Genomic DNA, 17,583 nt, shown 5'->3' with positions numbered 1-17,583 from the left:
TTTAGTTCGTCGTCTGATTGATCACAATGGCGGCTGTTCCACTGCTCTGGATAGTGGCTAGGGCGTGGCTGGAGTTGGCAAAAGCAAAGGCCAGAGCGGCAAGCAGTGGCAGCAGAAAATGCCCAGGATTCATGAGTTATTTCCCCCTGTATTGTGTGTCATTTGGACGCAAGTGTAGACCAAACTTTGGTTGTTGTCTCGTGTCAGCCATCAGAAAAGGGGGGAGTCGCTGTTCTGGTGTGGATATGTTGAAAAACGTATAAGCAAAGTAATTATCATTATTTCATTTTATATAGGCAAGCTGTTAAATTTGCTCGAGTTTTTGACGGTCTGCCACCGTTGTTGGGTGGGCGGCGACGGCTTGTAAAAAGGTGAAATCGTTTATGTATCAATACGATAAGTATGACCAGCAACTGGTGGATGATCGTGTTCGGCAGTTTCGCGATCAAACCCAGCGGTTTCTGGCGGGACAAATTGGCGACCAGGAATACCGTTCTCTACGTCTGATGAACGGCCTGTATGTGCAAAAGCACGCACCGATGTTACGGGTGGCGATTCCCTATGGCCTGTTGTCGACGTCGCAAATGAACATGTTGGCCCATATCGCCGACAAATACGATCGCGGATTTGGTCATTTTTCCACCCGACAGAATATCCAGTACAACTGGCCGGCACTGGAAACCGTTCCCGATATTCTGGAAGAACTTGCCACGGTACAAATGCACGCCATCCAGACCTCAGGTAATTGCATGCGCAACGTCACCTCGGACGCGCTCGCTGGTGTTTGTGTGGACGAAATCGAAGACCCGCGTGTCTATTGCGAAATTATCCGTCAATGGTCGACCTTGCATCCTGAATTCGCCTTCTTGCCGCGCAAATTTAAAATTGCAGTGTCTGGTGCGCGCAAGGACCGAGCGGCCATTCAGGTGCACGACATTGGTCTGCAACTGGTGAAAAACGCGCATGGCGAAACCGGTTTTGAAGTCTGGGTGGGTGGCGGCTTGGGTCGTACGCCGATTTTGGGCAAAGTCGTCCGCGAGTTTTTGGCCAAGAAAGATTTGTTATCGTATCTGGAATCCATTCTGCGTGTTTACAATCGCTATGGTCGTCGCGACAACATGTACAAAGCGCGGATCAAAATATTGGTCGAAGCATTGGGAATTGATGCTTTCCGCGAGCAAGTCGATGCCGAGTGGCAGGCGGTATTGCAGGGGCCGGTAAGTCTTGAGCTGGATGAACGGGAAATTGCACGAGTCAACGCATTTTTTGCGCCGCCAGCCTATGACAGCAATGCTGCTGCCGATGAAACCCTGGCTGCACAGCAACAGGCGAATCCGTCGTTCCGTACCTGGGTGAAACACAATACCAAAGCACACAAGATTGCCGGTTATCGCGCAGTTTTTGTTTCGCTCAAAGGTCCAAAAAATCCGCCGGGTGATATTACTTCTGCGCAAATGCGTGCCGTTGCCAGCCTGGCAGAGCAATATAGCTTTGGCGAAATTCGCAGCACCCATGATCAAAATTTAGTGTTGGCGGATGTGAAGCAAGCCGACTTGTTTGACGTGTGGCAAACACTGAAAGAACACGGTTTGGCAACAGCGAACATTGGCACCTTGACCGACATGATTTGCTGCCCTGGTCTGGATTATTGCGAACTGGCCAATGCCAAATCCATTTCCGTGGCCAAACAAATCAATGAGCGTTTCGACAACATGGATTACCTCTATGATTTGGGCGAACTGGAAGTCAAATTGTCCGGCTGCATGAATGCTTGCGGTCATCACCACATCGGCCACATCGGTTTGTTGGGGGTGGATAAAAAAGGTGAGGAGTGGTACCAGATTTCCCTGGGCGGTTCCTCCACCAATGACGCGTCATTGGGCGAAGTGCTCGGACGTTCGGTGCCTATTAATGGTGTTGCCGATGCGCTGGAAGTTATTTTGCAGGTTTATGTGGATGAGCGTCGTGACGGCGAACGTTTTCTTGATACCTATCGTCGCGTAGGCAAGGCGCCGTTCAAGGAGCGCTTGTATGGCGATGACAGCAAAAAAACGTCACAAATTTCGCAGGGGGTGGAAGCATGAAGATCATTGTAAATCGCCAAGTGATTGATGAGCAGTGGCTGACATTGACGGTTGACCAGGCCGTTCCTGCCGGTGATGTGATTGTGCCGCTGCAAACATGGTTGGCACAGCGCGAAAGTTTGCAGAATCATGCAGGAAAATTGGGATTGTTGCTGGAAGGCGATGATGCGGTGGAGACTATCGTGGCAGACTTGCCACGCTTTGATCTGGTTGCGGTCAATTTCCCCAAGTACACCGATGGACGTGGTTTTAGCTTGGCGCGTCTGCTGCGCGATCGTTATCAATTCGTTGGTGAATTGCGTGCGGTTGGCAACTTCTTGCGCGACCAGTTGAGTTTCCTGGAGCGCTGTGGCTTTAACGCGTTTGTTTTGACTGAAGATCCCATCGCTGCACTCCAATCATTTGACGATATTTCAGTCAAATACCAAACAGCGGCCGATCGCGCGCTGCCCGTGTATCGTTGTCGCTAGACTCCTCTGCTCGGGGTGAGGTCGTCCTTGCCCTGAGCTTTTTCAGTTGGTCTGACCGTTCTTCAATGCGATACTGAGCATCCGTGACTGAGGGTGCTGATTTGCTGCGTACGAATTTTGACCATCAACATTGTCCATCATGTGGCCAAGCCAATCGCTGCGGCGCAGATCGTTCAGACTGCTGGTGTCGGCAGGTGACATTAACTCCGGCGCAGCAGGCAAGGCTTGCCACTTCCTCATCAGCAACTCGTTGTTTATGCGAGACCTGTTTGCGCGCACTGGCGAGCGATAAGGATGGCGTATGGCGTTGATTTTTCCCGAAGGCTGGCAGGCGCTGAAACCCACTGGCGTGGCGCAGCGTCAAATCGAAACCCTGGAATGGCTTGCCAATGATTTAAACGATGATTATCGGATTTATCATGCGGTGCACTGGACGCGCATTTATCAAGGCATGGTGTTTCTGGGAGAAATTGATTTTGCCATTGTGGGGCCGGGTGGTGAGGTCGTATTGATCGAACAAAAATCCGGACTGCTACTCGAAAGTCAGGACGGTTTGCTCAAACACTATGGGGCCGAAAAGCGCCAGGTAGCGGCGCAAATGGCGCGCAATAAAATGGCACTGCAACAAAAGCTGTCTCGATTGTCGCCCAAAATGGATTGGCAAATCGACGGGTTGTTGTATTGTCCGGACTATCTGGTCAGGCAACCGGAAACTGCTGGCTTGCCTGCCGAACGTATTATCGACGCCAGCAAAAAAGAAACGCTGGTAAATGAAATAAAATCCTTGTTACCAGCAACGCAGGTCGACAAAAAACGCCAGGAATATCTGCATCGTTTTTTCAGCGATGAATTGCAACTGGTGCCCGAAGTCAGTGCCATGGTGGGACAGAGTCACATTATGTATACGCGCTTGTCTGCGGGCTTGTCGCATTGGGGGCGAAAAATTGAATGTCATCCGCACCGCATTCGGGTGATTGGGACGGCGGGTTCTGGCAAAACCCAATTGGCGTTGGCCCTGCTCCAGGATGCCGATGCGGCAGCGCGTCGGGTTTTATATGTTTGCTACAATCGCCCACTGGCAGATTATTTGTCGGTGATTGCTCCCAAGTCGGCGACGGTCGCCACGTTTCATCAACTGGCCAATCGTATTGCCCGCAGTCTGGGTGAAGACATTGATTTTTCTCGTCGAGATGCGTATCAGCAATTGGAAACATTTATGTCTGATGCGCAAATTGGCGATGAATGGCTGTTCGACGAGTTGATTGTGGATGAGGGGCAGGATTTTGAACAGCAATGGCAACAGTCATTGATGCGGTTGTTAAAACCAGAAGGCCGCGCATGGTGGATGGAAGATCCCATGCAAAATCTGTATGGACGTGACAGCGTAGATTTGCCTAGTTGGACCATTTTGCATGCGGATACCAATTACCGCAGTCCGCAGGATGTGTTGCAGAATTTGCAAAAAATGTTGGGTGATGATGTGCGTATGGAAACGGGCAGTCCGCTGGCCAATTCCGGCGTGGAAATTATCACTTATACCGATGAATCCGAGGTCGCGGATAAAACCAAAACGGCCATTAGTCGCGCGTTGGGCGCGCGATTCTCAAAGTCCATGATGGTGTTGCTGAGTTATCGTGGTCGTGAGGCATCGCAGTTCAGCAAGCTTTCGCATCTCGGCAAGACGCCGCTGAAACGATTTACTGGCGATTATGATTTGCTCGGCAATCCCATATACAGTGAAGGTGAAGTACTGATCGATACCATTTATCGCTTCAAGGGCCAATCTGCCCCCTGTGTGATTTTCACCGAAATTGATTTTGATGAATGGAACGATAGAGTCATGCGGCGGTTATTTGTTGGGATGACTCGTGCGACCATGAAGCTGATCCTGGTGATGTCCGATCGAGCCCATGGTCTGTTGCTTCAGCGTCTGGCCGATGATGCAAAGACGATTGACTAAAAAATGCGCGCGCAAGTCCGGGAATAAGGCTGAACTTGCGTTTGCGACAGGTAAGCGGTTTAATGCGAACCACTGGCTTTGGGAGGAAGTATTATGGCTGGAATATTGATCAGTTTGTTGGCGGCCACGATTATTGCGCTGCTGTGCGGCCTGTTTTGTCATGCTTTTGTGAAAAATGCGCGATCAGCCAACATTCGTGGCGTGATTTACAGCGTGTTGGTGTTTAATGGCCTGGGATACGCTGCCGTGGGGACCTTGGATCCGTACTGGTATATTTCATCTCTGATTGTGGCTGCAGTGTCGTTTCCCATTGTGATGTTGACCGGTGTTTACATACAGCGTCGGCGTGGCGAGCCAGTTTAGGTTGGCCAGAATCCCATGCCAAACAAGGTCATCTCAATACCGAACATCAGCATGTAAATAAACAGCACCTTGGGCTGCATTGCTTGGGCTTGCACAAGTGCAATGTTGATTTTCTCGGCTTTCCATTGTGCAAGGCTGGGGATGTCGCTGGCCCCGGTTTGTAGTTTCTGCAGTCGGAACACAATGCGAGCCATGTCTGCACGCCAAATGCTTTCCTGAATCCACAGCAAAATCACCAATAACAGGGCCAAGGGAAAAGGCATGGAAATCAGCAGCGCCAGGAAAAAACTCATCACTACGGCCAGTCGCAATTGCTGGCATTGCATCGTCAATCGACGCACTGTCTGATATAGCTCTTGTATTTCGTTGCTGTGTGCCATGACGATGACTAAGCTCGGGTGACGGTTTTGGCGGAGGTGCTAGCATGGTACCACTGTCTTTCTCTGTTGCGAAGGCTATGTCGATGCCGTAAATATGCGTGTTAAACTTGCAAAAAACAGGGGGACGCATGGATACCCAAGACAAAACGCAAATTCTTGAACAGGCACGGGCAATGCTCGAGGCCGGACAAAATGATCAGGCGCGCTTGTTGCTGCTGGCATTGCTGCAGCAAGAACCCGACAATCAGGCGGCATTGCTGATACTTGGTGGCGCCTATTATTGCAGTGATCGGCTAGCTGATGCTGAAATGATTTTTGAGCGTTTGGTGTTGCTGCAGCCGGGTTTGGGAGCGGTATCGATTGCGCTGTTCAATACCTTGTGGAAACTGGGGCGGCAACAAGAGGCACTGGAGGAAATCAAACGCTTTTTCAGTGTTGCCGATCGCGATACCGAAAGCGAAACTATTTCGCAGTACATTGCCATTACCCAGCAGTTGAGCGGGAGCTGATGGTGTGGCTGCGTCTATGGCAATTTCAGTCTTTAAGCAGCAGTATCAAGTCATCACGTAATTGCTGATAACGCGTTTCTCCCAGTGTTAGTCGGTAATCATTTTCGATAGCTGCAATCACGCGGATGGCGGCATCCAGCCAGCGTTTTCCCTTGGCGGTGTAGATGACTTTGTGCGCACGACCGTCTGTGTCGTCTGGAACTACCTGAAGATAGCCTTTCACTTCCAATTCCTTGACGATTGCGCCGACGGCCTGCTTCGACAATCCGGCATCTTTTGCGAGCGCAACCTGTCGCATCCCCTCAGGATTGAGATGTCGCAACACATTCAAGTGCGACAGGGTGACATCTGCAAATCCTTGCGTTGCCAGAGTAGTCAGCGCGGCAGACTCAAATTTTCTGAATAGATTGAGCAGTAAGCGTCCGGTTGGTTCGTTGTTCATGCAGTTTCTCCGATTTGCTGAAATAGTAAATCATATTTACTAGTTGGTAAAGATGGTTTACTTTATCTGGAGTGGAGTTGAACGGAGCAGCTACGATGAGTCTTAGGTCCATAGGCAGGGAAATTTGGGTGGTTGAGCGGCCATTTCGCTTCATGGGAGCGGACTTTGGTAATCGCATGACGGTTATTCGGTTGGCAGATGGCGGTTTGTTACTACATTCGCCGGTTGAGTTGACGGCAGAACTTAAAGAGCAGATTTCGTCACTGGGCAGGGTTGCCTATCTGGTGGAGCCCAATGCTTTTCACGATTTGTTTGTGGCGGGATGGCGGGTGGCCTTTCCTGAGGCCATCCATTATGCCGCCCATAGCCGTGATGGATCATTGCCGTTAGCAGGATTGGATGCAGCGGTTATTGCTGAACAGATTGATGTGCATCAGGTGCAGGGCGCACCAAAAGTCAATGAATTTGTATTTTTTCATCCAATAAGTCGCACGTTGATACTGACTGATTTGGTTTTCAATATAGCTGCGAACGTTTCCTGGTGGAGTAAGGTATTTTTTACGCTTAACGACAGCTATCGGAAATTTGGTCCATCACGCTTGATGCGATCCATGATTGCAAATCATGCACAGTTTCAGCGATCACTGGACACCATTTATCAGTGGGATTTCGACCAAATTGTTATGTCACATGGACAGATACTGGAGCGAGGTGGGAAAGATGCCCTGAAAAAGGCGTTCGGATTTTTGCTGAAAAAGTCGCTGACTTAAAACAATAGTGCCGCGGGGTAGCTAGGGGCGCCGTGAAGAGAATCGAAGTATATTAGTCATTACGTCAGCTATCGAAAATTATGCAGTTTCCTTCCTTGCAAGCAGCAGAGCAGTTTTATCACAGTGCAGAATATATAGCGGCGCGTGAATTTCGTAAGGACATTGCTGTTGCCGAAATTGTTGCGCTTGAAGGTGAAGAGTAAGTTACGCCGCAGTGATGTAGCGGAACGGACGAATTCCCCATTTGAGCGGATCTTCGAACGATATGATTCTGTTTGATGATTCATCCGCTTGAGTGGAAAGGTCTAGCGTATAGGGTTTGATGTGTTTTTTCTGATGAGTATCATAAATGCAGCGTACCACAGGATAGAGCAAACCTTTTTCACCACGTTCGATAACGACAGCCAAGTGACCATCCTCGATTTGCACCAGACTTCCTACCGGATAAATACCCACCGTATGGATGAACCGATGCACCAGATTTTCATCAAAATGATGCTTGCTCCATTCGAGCATTTTTTTCAGTACCGATGATGGTGGCTCACCGCGATGGTAGCAACGATCGGAGGCAATGGCATCATAGACATCGGCAATGGCAGCCATCTGGCCAAACAGACTAATCTGATCACCGCTTAATCGGTTGGGATAGCCGCTGCCATCGATGCGCTCATGATGTTGCTGGGTGATACTAATGGCCTCGCTGGACAGACCTTGCAGGCCGGATAGAATCTGCACGCCATAATCCACATGATTTTTGACAATACCAAATTCTGAATCGCTGAGTTTGCCAGGCTTGTTTAAAATGCCATCAGGAATTTTGGTTTTGCCAATGTCGTGCAGTAATCCACCCATGCCAAGATGATGAATTTTTTCTTCGCTTAAACCCAGTTCAGTGCCAAACGCTATGAGCAGAACGGCGACAGAAACAGAATGCTCAAACGTGTATTGATCACGATGGCGAATGAGATCCAGGCTGAGAACGGCATCCTTGTTGCGCAATATGGATTGGGTCAGTTTGCTGACAACTTTGTCGACTTGCGTGGCATTCATTTGTTTGCCCATGCGGGCATCAGCCATGATGTGTTTGATAGCGCTTTGGGCTTCGCTATGTACATTTTCAGCATGGAGCATTTCCTCGGCAACCAGGATTTTGTGCCGGATTTCCACAGGTGTGGTGGCGATGCGTGTGAGTTCTTGCTCCAAGTGTTTGTCTACGGTGTCATGGTTTATAGCGCTGGCAATGTCATCGCCTTTGACCATGTCGATGTACAGTTCCTTTACGCCTAGTGATTTGATTTTGGCAATGTCTTTGTCATGGTTGATACGGAAATGATTGGTCGCAAATGGATGACTGATCCAGCCCATGTTCAAATCATGGACATACATGCCAATGTGCAAATCGCTAACAGTGATTTTTTTGATCATTGCTGGAAAAAAGGTGATGGTATTGATATCTCGGTTATCGGATGCAATCAGTATTTATGTTGAAAATTATTTGCACGAGAAACATGAGGATACTGAAGTGAATCTGGATTGAGTCAAATTAGACTCAATCCAGAAGGTAATGCATGGATTTGTATGGGAAGATTTCTTTTGCCTGAATAAAATCAGGCTAATTTGTCATCGGCAACGTGATAGCGGGGATCTTCCATGACATTGACTTCCACCATATCACCGGCTTTGCGCAGCAGTTGCCGGCATTCGGCGCTCAGGTGGCGAATATGCAGGGTTTTCCCAGTCTTGATGTATTTTTCCGCGAGATTGTCGATGGCTTCAATGGCGGAATGATCACAGACACGGGAATGCTGAAATTCGATAATGACATCGTTGGGATCGCTTTCCGGATGAAATAATTCGAGAAAACTTTTCACCGAGCCAAAAAACAATGGGCCGTGTAATTCGTAAACTTTCGCTCCTTGCTGATCCACCCAGGTTTTAACGTTGATGTGTTTGGCATGCTCCCAGGCAAATGCCAGTGCGGAGACGATGACGCCGACGATGACTGCAACAGCTAGATCAGTGAACACGGTGACACTGGAGACCAGAATCAACACGAAGGCATCGCCGCGTGGGATTTTGCGCAGAATGCGGAAGCTGGACCACGCAAAGGTTCCCAACACCACCATGAACATCACGCCGACCAGTGCTGCGATTGGAATCATCTCAATCAGTGATGAAGCAAACAGAATAAAACACAACAGAAACAGTGCGGCAGAAATGCCAGACAATCGACCGCGACCACCGGAGTTGATGTTAATCATGCTCTGGCCGATCATGGCGCAACCACCCATGCCACCAAAAAAGCCGGTACTGGTATTGGCAATGCCCTGGCCAATGCATTCACGATTGGGGCGGCCTCGCGTGTTGGTGACGTCATCAATCAGTGACATGGTCAGCAGCGATTCGATCAAACCCACCGCAGCCAATATGACGGCATAGGGCAAAATGATCCACAGAGTTTCCAGCGTGAAGGGAACCGCTGGAATGTGAAAATCGGGAAGTCCGCCCTGGATGGAGGCCATGTCTCCGACAGTGCGAGTATCAATTCCCAAATAAATGACGGCGAGGGAAACCACCAGAATGGCGGCGAGCGAGGCTGGCAGTGCAGTGGTGAGTTTGGGCAAAAAGTGAATGATGAGCATGGTCAGTGCTACCAGTCCCAACATGATTGCTAATGCCGAACTGCTCATCCAGTTCATGGAGCCCGTCGCATCTTCAATTTGAAAGTGCTGTAACTGCGCAAGAAAAATAACAATCGCCAGACCGTTTACAAAACCCAGCATCACGGGATGCGGAACAATGCGAATATATTTTCCCAACTTGAGAACGCCTGCGAGAATTTGAATTACACCGGTCAGCACCACCGCAGCAAACAAATATTCCACGCCGTGATTGGCAACCAGTGCGACCATGACAACTGCCATGGCACCGGTGGCACCGGAAATCATCCCTGGTCTGCCGCCAAATGTGGCGGCCAGCAGGCCGACCATGAAGGCGGCATACAAGCCGACCAGCGGTTCGACACCGGCGATGAATGCAAAAGCAACGGCTTCTGGAACCAGTGCCAGCGCAACCGTTAAGCCGGACATCAAATCATTGCGAATACTGACGGATTTATCGCCACCAAGTTGAAATATCATGCAAACTCCCGCGAACTTGTGCATACCGTAAAAGGCCGCGTAGTGTAACAGACTGACCTTGGCTGACAAGGAACGATGGCTGGATACGCGGGTTTCAGCAGATAAGCTGTTGTTTTGTGGTGAGAGAAAAATTTGGAATGAATATAACAGTTCGACTGTTATGGAAAATAGTGGGTTTTCCGCCCATCGTGCAGGATGGGCGGAAGATGCGGCGAATTAATAGTTGGCAGCGACTTCGCTGGCGACCAGTTGTTGTAATTGTTCATAGCCAAATGTGGCCAACGGTTTGCCGTTGACGAAAAATGTCGGCGTCATGTTGGCACCGAGCAATTCACCATCGGTAATATCTTGCTGAATATTGCTCACCACGCTGGGGTCTTGCATGTCCTGATTGATGCGTTCCACGTCAAAGCCATAACCTTTGAGATAGCCCCAGAACAATTGCGGATGGGCTTGATGGTCGATAGCCCAGTATTGTTGGGTTTCAAACATTAATTCCAGAACGTGCCAGAATTGATCCTGCTTTCTGGCTGCTTCCAGAATCGCAACCATTTGATCCGAACCAGGATGCAGTGGCGCGTAGCGCATCACCAGATTGACCTTGTCCGGGTATTGCGCCATCAGTTGTTTGACCAATGGATGGAATTCCTTACAGGTTTCACACGCAGGATCAAAAAATTCAACGATAGTAACCTTGGCGTTTGGATTGCCTTCGCGAACAGCGTGCGCCGGTGTCAAGGCACGTGCGTTTTGCTCGGCGAGCTGTTGTTTTTTTTCTGCCTGTTGCTGGTTGTACAGCATGGCAGAGATCGCGAAAATTGCGCCGATGACGACAATGGCAATGAGGATGAGCTTGTTTTGTTTCATGGATGCTTCCTGATTTTCAAAAGTAAAACGGCGATGGCGGAAAAGGCCGCCAGTGACAATAATGGGATCGGCACGACATTGAACAACACCATGCTGGCATCAGCACAGGACAGGGTCTTGTCGCATGGCCGCAAATTTTCTGGAATAAAACCATAAAACAGCAGCAAGTGATAAACGGTAAAAAATAATCCCAGCAAGGTTAGCGGCAGAGCATAACGCACGACGCGGGTGTCCAGCGGCATTAAACCAATCAACAAAATGATGGCCAGCGGAAACATGAAAATGCGCTGATACCAGCACAGCACGCAAGGCGTTAATTTCATCACTTCACTGAAAAACAAACTGGCCAGAGTGGCGACCGCAGCGATCAACCAGGCAGTAAACAGCCAGGTCCAGGATTGAGAGTGGGTTGGATTGTTCGACATGATGGACGTTCCAGACAGCAAAAATTGGTTTGGCTTGGCGAATGCTACACTAGTTGTTTGGCAGAATCATCTGTGGCGATTGCGGCGTTTTTTGTCCAGCTCCAGGGCGATAAGTACCAGCAACGGTAATGCGAAACAAATCGATAATTCCAGTGCCGTCAGTGGCTGGGTATTGAAAATATCATTGAGACTAGGGACATAGATGACGCACATTTGCAATGCCACGGTTAGCAGCAGCGCTCCCAGCAACGGCAGATTGCTAAACAGACCCAATTGCCACAGTGATTGATGTTCCGAACGAATGGACAACACAGTGGCCAGCTGACACAGGGTAATCACGGTGAATGCCATGGTTTGCCAGTGCGGTGAATTGATCTGTATCGCCCAGGCCATCACCAGCATTGTTAGTGTGGCAATGAACAGCCCAATCCAGATCATTCGTTGCCATTGGCCTTGGGCAAAAATATTTTCATTGGGTTTGCGTGGTGGCCGCTGCATGAGATCACGTTCGGCAGGTTCTGCTGTCAGCGCCAGTCCCGGCAGGCCATCAGTGACCAGATTAATCCACAGAATGTGTACCGGCAGCAGCGGAATCGGCAGGCCGACAAACGGCGCGAGAAACAGCAGCCAGATTTCACCGGAATTGGTGGCGATGGTGTAGTGAATAAATTTGCGGATGTTATCGAAAATCCGTCGGCCTTCGCGGATGGCTGCAGTGATGGTGGCGAAATTATCATCGAGCAACACCATGTCCGATGCTTCACGTGCCACGTCTGTGCCTTTTTTGCCCATGGCAATGCCAATGTCGGCGCTTTTCAGTGCTGGTGCATCGTTGACACCGTCGCCAGTCATGGCGCAAAACTCGCCGCTGGCTTGCAGCGCATCGACGATCAGAATTTTTTGTTCGGGGCTGACGCGGGCAAACACACGAATATGTTTGATTTGTCGGCTAAGTTGCTCACTGCTTAGTTGCGCCAGCTGCGCGCCAGTCATTACTTCGGCATCGTTATCGACCATGCCCAATCGTTTGGCAATGGCCAGTGCTGTGGCAGGATGATCGCCGGTGACCATGACGGGCGTGATGCCGGCGCTGATGCATTCCTGCACGGCAGCGGCGGCTTCTTCGCGCGGTGGATCGATCAATGCCACCAGAGCGATAAACTGCAGATGATTTTCGATGTGCTGTGGAGTCAACTCTGTGGGCAGCGAGGGCAGCGATTTGCTGGCCAGCGCGAGCACACGATAGCCTTGGGCGGCGAGCAATTCCGCCTGTTGTAGTAATTGCGCTGCGGCGTCGGTGTCGCAATGCGGCAGCAATTGTTCGGGCGCGCCTTTGCAGAAAACCATCACGTGATCGTCAAACTGATGAATGGTGGTCATGCGTTTGCGGTGTGAGTCAAACGGCAATTCGGCAATGCGCGGATAGCGTGCGGCCAGTGCGTTTTTGTCGAAGCCAGCGTGTAGTGCCGCTTCGTACAATGCAATTTCGGTGGGATCGCCGTTAAGCGCCTGCGCGCCCTGACTGACATCGTTGCTCAGGGCAAGCAAGGGGCCAAGCAGCGGCGCAGTGTCGGGCAAACTGTGATGCCACGCGCCGTCGACAAAAAACTGCTCGGCGGTCATGCAGTTTTGCGTCAGCGTGCCGGTTTTATCGGTGCAGATGTAGGTGACCGAGCCCAGCGTTTCCACGGCCGGTAAGTTGCGCACCAGCGCGTGTTGTTTGATCATACGCCAGGCACCCAGCGCCAACGCGACGCTGATGACCGCCGGCAAGGCTTCAGGAATGGCGGCGACGGCGAGGCTGATGGCGGTCAGCAGCATGATCATCGGTTCTTCACCACGCAGCAAACCAATTGCAAACAGCACCGCACAAATACTGAGCACCGCCAGCGCGAGTCGTTTGCCAAACACGGCGAGTCGTTGTTGCAGCGGTGTTTTGTCATCGTTGGTTTGTTGCAACAAACTGGCGATATTGCCCAGCTGGGTTTGCATGCCGGTGGCAACCACAATGCCCTGACCCCGGCCATGAGTAATCTGACTGCCTTTGAACAGCATGTTGCCGGCTTCGATGATTGCCGTATCGCGTGGCAAGCTGTCGTCTGGATTTTTGTTGACGCTGACGGACTCGCCAGTGAGCAGGGATTCGTTGCATTTCAGGCTGGCCGATTCGCTCAGTCGAATGTCGGCAGCGACGACATCACCAGCTTCCAGTAACACGATGTCACCCGGAACCAACTGGGTGGATGGCCATTGGTTGTGCAACTGGCCGTCGCGAATCACGCGAACATTCGGTGTGGACATGGCTTTGAGCGCGGCCATGGCGCGCTCGGCACGAAATTCCTGCACGGCACCGATGATGGCGTTGAGCAGCACGATTACCAAAATGACAATGGTGTCCACGGCTTCGCCGATGAATCCGGAAATGATCGCTGCGATCAGCAGCACCAGAATCATGAAGTCGCGAAACTGATCGACCACCATGCGCCACCAGGGGCGGCGCTTGCTTTCATGCAGCTGGTTGGCACCGTGCTGTTGCAGGCGAAGTTCTGCTTCGGTGCTGGACAGGCCGGACACCACATCACTTTGCAGTTGTTCGACCAATTGCTGAAGCTGATGTTGGTGCCAGTGAGTGTTTGTCAAAATGTGCTCCGGGTTAGTCAGCGCTGTTGGCGGACTCGCTCAAACACGCAGATGGCGGCGGCAGCGGCGACGTTCAGTGACTCGATTTGCCCCGGCATGGGGATAATGATTTTGTGGCTGGCGACAGCCGCCAATTCGTCACTCAGGCCGGCGCCCTCGTTGCCAAAAACAAAGGCGATGTTGCCGCGCAAATCCAGATCATACAACGATTGGCTGGCGTCCAAGTGGGTGGCGATGATTTTGTCGAACCGGCGGGCAGCGTCGGTGAGTTCGGCGTGTTCGTGCAGGTCCAGCGCAAAGTGCGCGCCCATGCCGCCACGCAATACTTTGGGCGACCAGGCATCAACACAACCTTTGGACAGGTAAACCGCGTCGATACCACCGGCGGCAGCGCTGCGCAGAATGCTGCCCAGGTTGCCGGGGTCCTGAATATTTTCCAGCAGCAGCGCGCTGTTGATCTGGCGCTGCGCGGGACGCGGGATGTTGATCAGTGCCAGCAGGCCGGACGGGGTTTCTACCGGCGAAATCTGGTCGAACAGTTTGGCGTCCAGCAGCAAGGCCGGTTTGTCAGCGAAAGTCTCAAACCAGGGCTGAAACTCCGGGTTGGTTTCGCTGCCGGCGCGTACCAGCAGCAGTTCAGGGCTGCCGCCAGCCTGTTGCAGTGACTGCAGCAGGTGAACGCCGTCGAGCAGGGTCTGGTTCTGTTTGCGGCGCTCGCGCGCAGAGCCGGCCAGCTTTTTCAGTTGTTTAAACTGGGCGTTGTCCGCCGAACTGATCTGGCGAAACGAACTCATGCGGACTGGCTGACCATGTCCAGTGCTACGGCTTCGGCGATTTTAATGCCATCGACCGCAGCTGACAGGATGCCACCGGCATAACCGGCGCCTTCACCGGCGGGGTACAGGCCACGGGTGTTGAGGCTTTGCAGGCTGTCGTTGTCACGCTTGATGCGCACTGGCGAGGAGGTGCGGGTTTCCACGCCGGTCAGTACCGCATCGTCCATGCTGTAGCCCTTGATGTTGCGCTCAAATGCCGGCAGGGCCTCTCGCAACGCCTCGATGGCGTAGGCGGGTAGGGCAGTTGCCAGATCGGTCAGGTGTACGCCCGGCGTGTAGGAGGGTTGGACTTCGCCAAATTCGCTGGATGGCTTGCCGCGAATGAAATCGCCGACCAGCTGGCCGGGGGCCTGATAGTTGCGGCCGCCCAGCTCATAGGCGCGGGATTCCAGTTGGCGTTGCAGCTCGACACCGGCCAGCGGGTGATCGCTGGGGAAATCTTCAGGGGTGATGCCGACCACAATGCCGCTGTTGGCGTTGCGTTCGTTGCGCGAGTACTGGCTCATGCCATTGGTGACCACGCGGCCTTCTTCAGAGGTGGCGGCGACCACGGTGCCGCCGGGGCACATGCAGAAGCTATAGACGCTGCGGCCGTTTTTGCAGTGGTGGACCAGTTTGTAGTCCGCCGCGCCCAGCAGCGGGTTGCCGGCGCTGGCGCCAAAGCGGGCGGCGTCGATCAGGCTTTGCGGATGCTCAATGCGAAAACCGATGGAGAAGGGTTTGGCTTCCATGTAGACGCCTTGATTGTACAGCGCCTCAAAGGTGTCGCGGGCGCTGTGGCCGATGGCCAGCACTACGTGGCGGCTGTGAATTTGCTCGCCGCTGTCCAGTTTGACGCCAGTAACTTGATGGTTGTCGAGCAGCAGTCGCTCGACGCGGCTGCCAAAGCGCACTTCGCCGCCCAGCTCGGTAATCTGTTCGCGGATTTTTTCCACCATGGTGACCAGGCGGAAGGTGCCAATGTGTGGCTTGCTGATGTAGAGAATCTCGTCGGGCGCACCGGCGGCGACGAATTCTTCCAGCACTTTTTGTCCCAGATGGCGAGGGTCTTTAATCTGGCTGTGCAGTTTGCCGTCAGAGAACGTACCGGCGCCGCCCTCGCCAAACTGGACGTTGGATTCGGGGTTGAGCTTGCTGTTGCGCCACAGGGCCCAGGTGTCCTTGGTGCGCTGGCGAACTTCCTTGCCGCGCTCGAGGATGATGGGCTTGAAGCCCATTTGCGCCAGAATCAGGCCGGCCATGACGCCGCAGGGGCCGGTGCCAATGACGATGGGGCGTTCGGTCAGGGTCTTGGGCGCCTGGGCAACGTATTTGTAGCGAGTGTCCGGGGTAGGGTTGATATGCTTGTCATCGGCGAACTTCTGCAGCAGCTTGGCCTCGTCGGCCAGCTCGATATCCACGGTGTAGACCAATTTGATGTCGGACTTTTTGCGCGCGTCATAGCCACGGCGACTGATTTTGAAGGCGCTGATGGCTTTGGCCGGCAGTTGCAGGCGCTGGGCAATGGCTTTGGGCAGGGCCTCGGGAGCGTGGTCCAGGGGCAGGCGCAGTTCGGTAATTCTTAGCATGTCGGGATTCGCAAATTGAGATCAATGACAACGAACCGCGTATTTTACCCTGCTGTTGACCGACTGTCCTGACTAATACCGGCGAATCTGCTTATTTGCGGGCGGAGAGGAATAATCCCGCGACCAGACAGACGCCGGCGGCGATCAGCAGGTACATGACCTGACTATCCATGCCGCCCGTGAAGGTTTGGGTTAGGCGCGCACTCAGGGTTTGCGATAATTGATACGCCCAGCCTGCTAATGCCACGCCGATGGTGACAAGGATGAGCGCCAGTAATTTTTTGCCAGAGGATGACTTGCTCATGAGAAATTCCTTTTGCCGATAATGCCAGCAGGATATCGGCAGGGGATTTGGCAAAGTTCAATTTTTTTGGTTTTACGTGACCAATTACAGGAGTACACTGAAAGCAGAGGCACACAAAAAAGGAGATTATATGTTTGGCGAGCATCACGATAATTTGGTGAAAGAATTTCCTGAGTACAAGGACAAGATTCATCAGTTAAAGGCGAACAATGCGCACTTCAACAAGCTGTACCATGAGTATCAGCACTTGGATCGTGAGATCTGGGGATTTGAGGAAGGTGAAGAAACGCCTTCGGATGACTATGTTGAACAGCAGAAGAAAAAGCGCGCAGTGCTGAAAGATCAGTTGTACGCCATGCTCAAGGCGTAATTCCCTTGTCCCTGCCGGAGTCTCCCGTAACATTGGGAGTGCTCTGGCGCAGGGCGTCCAAAGATTCCTGCAATTGATCTATTTTTTGGTGCAGGCGAATAATTTCCAGATCAGATTTTAGGCTAATGGCGTAGTTGGCTTCGACTTTCGAAGTTATGAATTTTTATTATCCAGTTGCTGGTAGTACCAGCGGAAAAATTCTTCAGATATTTTTTGTTCCAGTTCAGGTGCGCGTTCCGTTGGGCAAAAAAGCGTGACGCTGAAATTGCTTTTTCCTTGATTGGTTGTTGAAATGCTGACAATGGGCTCCAGATTGGCGATGTCCAGCCCGGCACGTTTTTCTATCTTTGCATAGTACTGCGTGGCGGCATCCATATAGCTTGCGCGATAGCGATTAAGGCTGGCCAGTATTTGTGGTTTGACATTGAACAAATTAACTTCGGGCTCGGTGGTCA

21 protein-coding genes are annotated in these 17,583 nt (G+C 51.9%); 8 read left to right on the top strand and 13 right to left on the bottom strand.

All coding sequences use genetic code 11. The features are described 5' to 3' along the window. Nucleotide 1 precedes the first annotated feature (1 nt). A complete protein-coding gene (locus OEW58_05740; protein ID MDH5300850.1) occupies nt 2-133 on the bottom strand; it encodes a hypothetical protein in 132 nt (43 codons plus the stop codon). 250 nt (nt 134-383) lie between these two features. Here OEW58_05740 and OEW58_05735 point away from each other — a divergent pair, with 250 nt between their 5' ends. Beyond that, nucleotides 384-2,084, top strand: coding sequence for a nitrite/sulfite reductase (locus OEW58_05735; GenBank protein ID MDH5300849.1), 1,701 nt, complete (start codon nt 384-386; stop codon nt 2,082-2,084). After that, nucleotides 2,081-2,554, top strand: a complete 474-nt coding sequence (locus OEW58_05730; protein MDH5300848.1) for a DUF934 domain-containing protein — start codon at nt 2,081-2,083, stop codon at nt 2,552-2,554. The genes OEW58_05735 and OEW58_05730 overlap by 4 nt, the downstream gene beginning before the upstream one ends. Nucleotides 2,555-2,596: 42 nt before the next feature. Here OEW58_05730 and OEW58_05725 read toward each other — a convergent pair whose 3' ends face one another. Beyond that, nucleotides 2,597-2,794 carry a hypothetical protein gene (locus tag OEW58_05725; protein MDH5300847.1) on the bottom strand — a complete coding sequence of 66 codons (198 nt, stop codon included), beginning with the start codon at nt 2,792-2,794 and terminating at the stop codon, nt 2,597-2,599. Nucleotides 2,795-2,855: 61 nt separating this feature from the next. Here OEW58_05725 and OEW58_05720 point away from each other — a divergent pair, with 61 nt between their 5' ends. Beyond that, nucleotides 2,856-4,514 carry an ATP-binding domain-containing protein gene (locus OEW58_05720; protein MDH5300846.1) on the top strand — a complete coding sequence of 553 codons (1,659 nt, stop codon included), beginning with the start codon at nt 2,856-2,858 and terminating at the stop codon, nt 4,512-4,514. Between the two features lie 93 nt (nt 4,515-4,607). After that, nucleotides 4,608-4,877, top strand: a complete 270-nt coding sequence (locus OEW58_05715; protein MDH5300845.1) for a hypothetical protein — start codon at nt 4,608-4,610, stop codon at nt 4,875-4,877. Here OEW58_05715 and OEW58_05710 read toward each other — a convergent pair. Continuing rightward, the gene (locus OEW58_05710) at nt 4,874-5,257 is read right to left on the bottom strand and encodes a hypothetical protein (protein ID MDH5300844.1); all 384 of its coding nucleotides are present in this window, start codon (nt 5,255-5,257) and stop codon (nt 4,874-4,876) included. The two genes, OEW58_05715 and OEW58_05710, sit on opposite strands and share 4 nt — an antisense overlap. 128 nt (nt 5,258-5,385) lie before the next feature. Here OEW58_05710 and OEW58_05705 point away from each other — a divergent pair, with 128 nt between their 5' ends. Continuing rightward, nucleotides 5,386-5,766, top strand: coding sequence for a hypothetical protein (locus OEW58_05705; GenBank protein MDH5300843.1), 381 nt, complete (start codon nt 5,386-5,388; stop codon nt 5,764-5,766). Nucleotides 5,767-5,791: 25 nt separating this feature from the next. Here OEW58_05705 and OEW58_05700 read toward each other — a convergent pair whose 3' ends face one another. After that, nucleotides 5,792-6,208 carry a MarR family transcriptional regulator gene (locus OEW58_05700; GenBank protein ID MDH5300842.1) on the bottom strand — a complete coding sequence of 139 codons (417 nt, stop codon included), beginning with the start codon at nt 6,206-6,208 and terminating at the stop codon, nt 5,792-5,794. 95 nt (nt 6,209-6,303) lie between these two features. On the opposite strand from OEW58_05700, the gene OEW58_05695 reads away from it, so the two are divergent. Continuing rightward, complete coding sequence (locus tag OEW58_05695; GenBank protein MDH5300841.1) at nt 6,304-6,978, top strand: DUF4336 domain-containing protein; 675 nt, start codon at nt 6,304-6,306, stop codon at nt 6,976-6,978. A gap of 80 nt (nt 6,979-7,058) precedes the next feature. Then, on the top strand, nt 7,059-7,181 hold the full coding sequence (locus OEW58_05690; protein MDH5300840.1) for a DUF1330 domain-containing protein: 123 nt from the start codon (nt 7,059-7,061) through the stop codon (nt 7,179-7,181). Nucleotide 7,182: 1 nt separating this feature from the next. Here the strand turns inward: OEW58_05690 and OEW58_05685 are convergent, their stop codons facing one another. From OEW58_05685 to OEW58_05650, 8 genes are all read right to left on the bottom strand, one after another. Next, entirely contained in the window at nt 7,183-8,403 is a 1,221-nt protein-coding gene (locus OEW58_05685) for an HD-GYP domain-containing protein (protein MDH5300839.1), read from the bottom strand. A gap of 182 nt (nt 8,404-8,585) precedes the next feature. Continuing rightward, nucleotides 8,586-10,118: a SulP family inorganic anion transporter gene (locus OEW58_05680; protein MDH5300838.1), complete on the bottom strand. Its 1,533-nt coding sequence runs from the start codon at nt 10,116-10,118 to the stop codon at nt 8,586-8,588. 216 nt (nt 10,119-10,334) lie between these two features. Beyond that, nucleotides 10,335-10,985 (bottom strand): DsbA family protein, encoded by a 651-nt coding sequence (locus OEW58_05675; GenBank protein ID MDH5300837.1) that lies wholly within the window; start codon nt 10,983-10,985, stop codon nt 10,335-10,337. Next, on the bottom strand, nt 10,982-11,410 hold the full coding sequence (locus tag OEW58_05670) for a disulfide bond formation protein B (GenBank protein MDH5300836.1): 429 nt from the start codon (nt 11,408-11,410) through the stop codon (nt 10,982-10,984). Before OEW58_05670 ends, OEW58_05675 begins: the two co-directional genes overlap by 4 nt. Nucleotides 11,411-11,476: 66 nt before the next feature. After that, nucleotides 11,477-14,050 carry a cation-translocating P-type ATPase gene (locus tag OEW58_05665; GenBank protein ID MDH5300835.1) on the bottom strand — a complete coding sequence of 858 codons (2,574 nt, stop codon included), beginning with the start codon at nt 14,048-14,050 and terminating at the stop codon, nt 11,477-11,479. A gap of 17 nt (nt 14,051-14,067) precedes the next feature. After that, nucleotides 14,068-14,844 carry an RNA methyltransferase gene (locus OEW58_05660; protein ID MDH5300834.1) on the bottom strand — a complete coding sequence of 259 codons (777 nt, stop codon included), beginning with the start codon at nt 14,842-14,844 and terminating at the stop codon, nt 14,068-14,070. Beyond that, nucleotides 14,841-16,454 (bottom strand): NAD(P)/FAD-dependent oxidoreductase, encoded by a 1,614-nt coding sequence (locus OEW58_05655; protein ID MDH5300833.1) that lies wholly within the window; start codon nt 16,452-16,454, stop codon nt 14,841-14,843. Before OEW58_05655 ends, OEW58_05660 begins: the two co-directional genes overlap by 4 nt. 91 nt (nt 16,455-16,545) lie before the next feature. After that, entirely contained in the window at nt 16,546-16,758 is a 213-nt protein-coding gene (locus tag OEW58_05650; protein MDH5300832.1) for a DUF3185 family protein, read from the bottom strand. 130 nt (nt 16,759-16,888) lie between these two features. On the opposite strand from OEW58_05650, the gene OEW58_05645 reads away from it, so the two are divergent. After that, entirely contained in the window at nt 16,889-17,128 is a 240-nt protein-coding gene (locus OEW58_05645; protein ID MDH5300831.1) for a DUF465 domain-containing protein, read from the top strand. 153 nt (nt 17,129-17,281) lie between these two features. Here the strand turns inward: OEW58_05645 and OEW58_05640 are convergent. Continuing rightward, on the bottom strand, nt 17,282-17,583 hold a 302-nt coding region (locus OEW58_05640; GenBank protein ID MDH5300830.1), incomplete at its 5' end, for a hypothetical protein.

Source organism: Gammaproteobacteria bacterium (assembly GCA_029884425.1).
Taxonomy (GTDB): Bacteria; Pseudomonadota; Gammaproteobacteria; order S012-40; family S012-40; genus JAOUHV01.
This window is presented reverse-complemented; position numbering and strand designations above follow the sequence as displayed.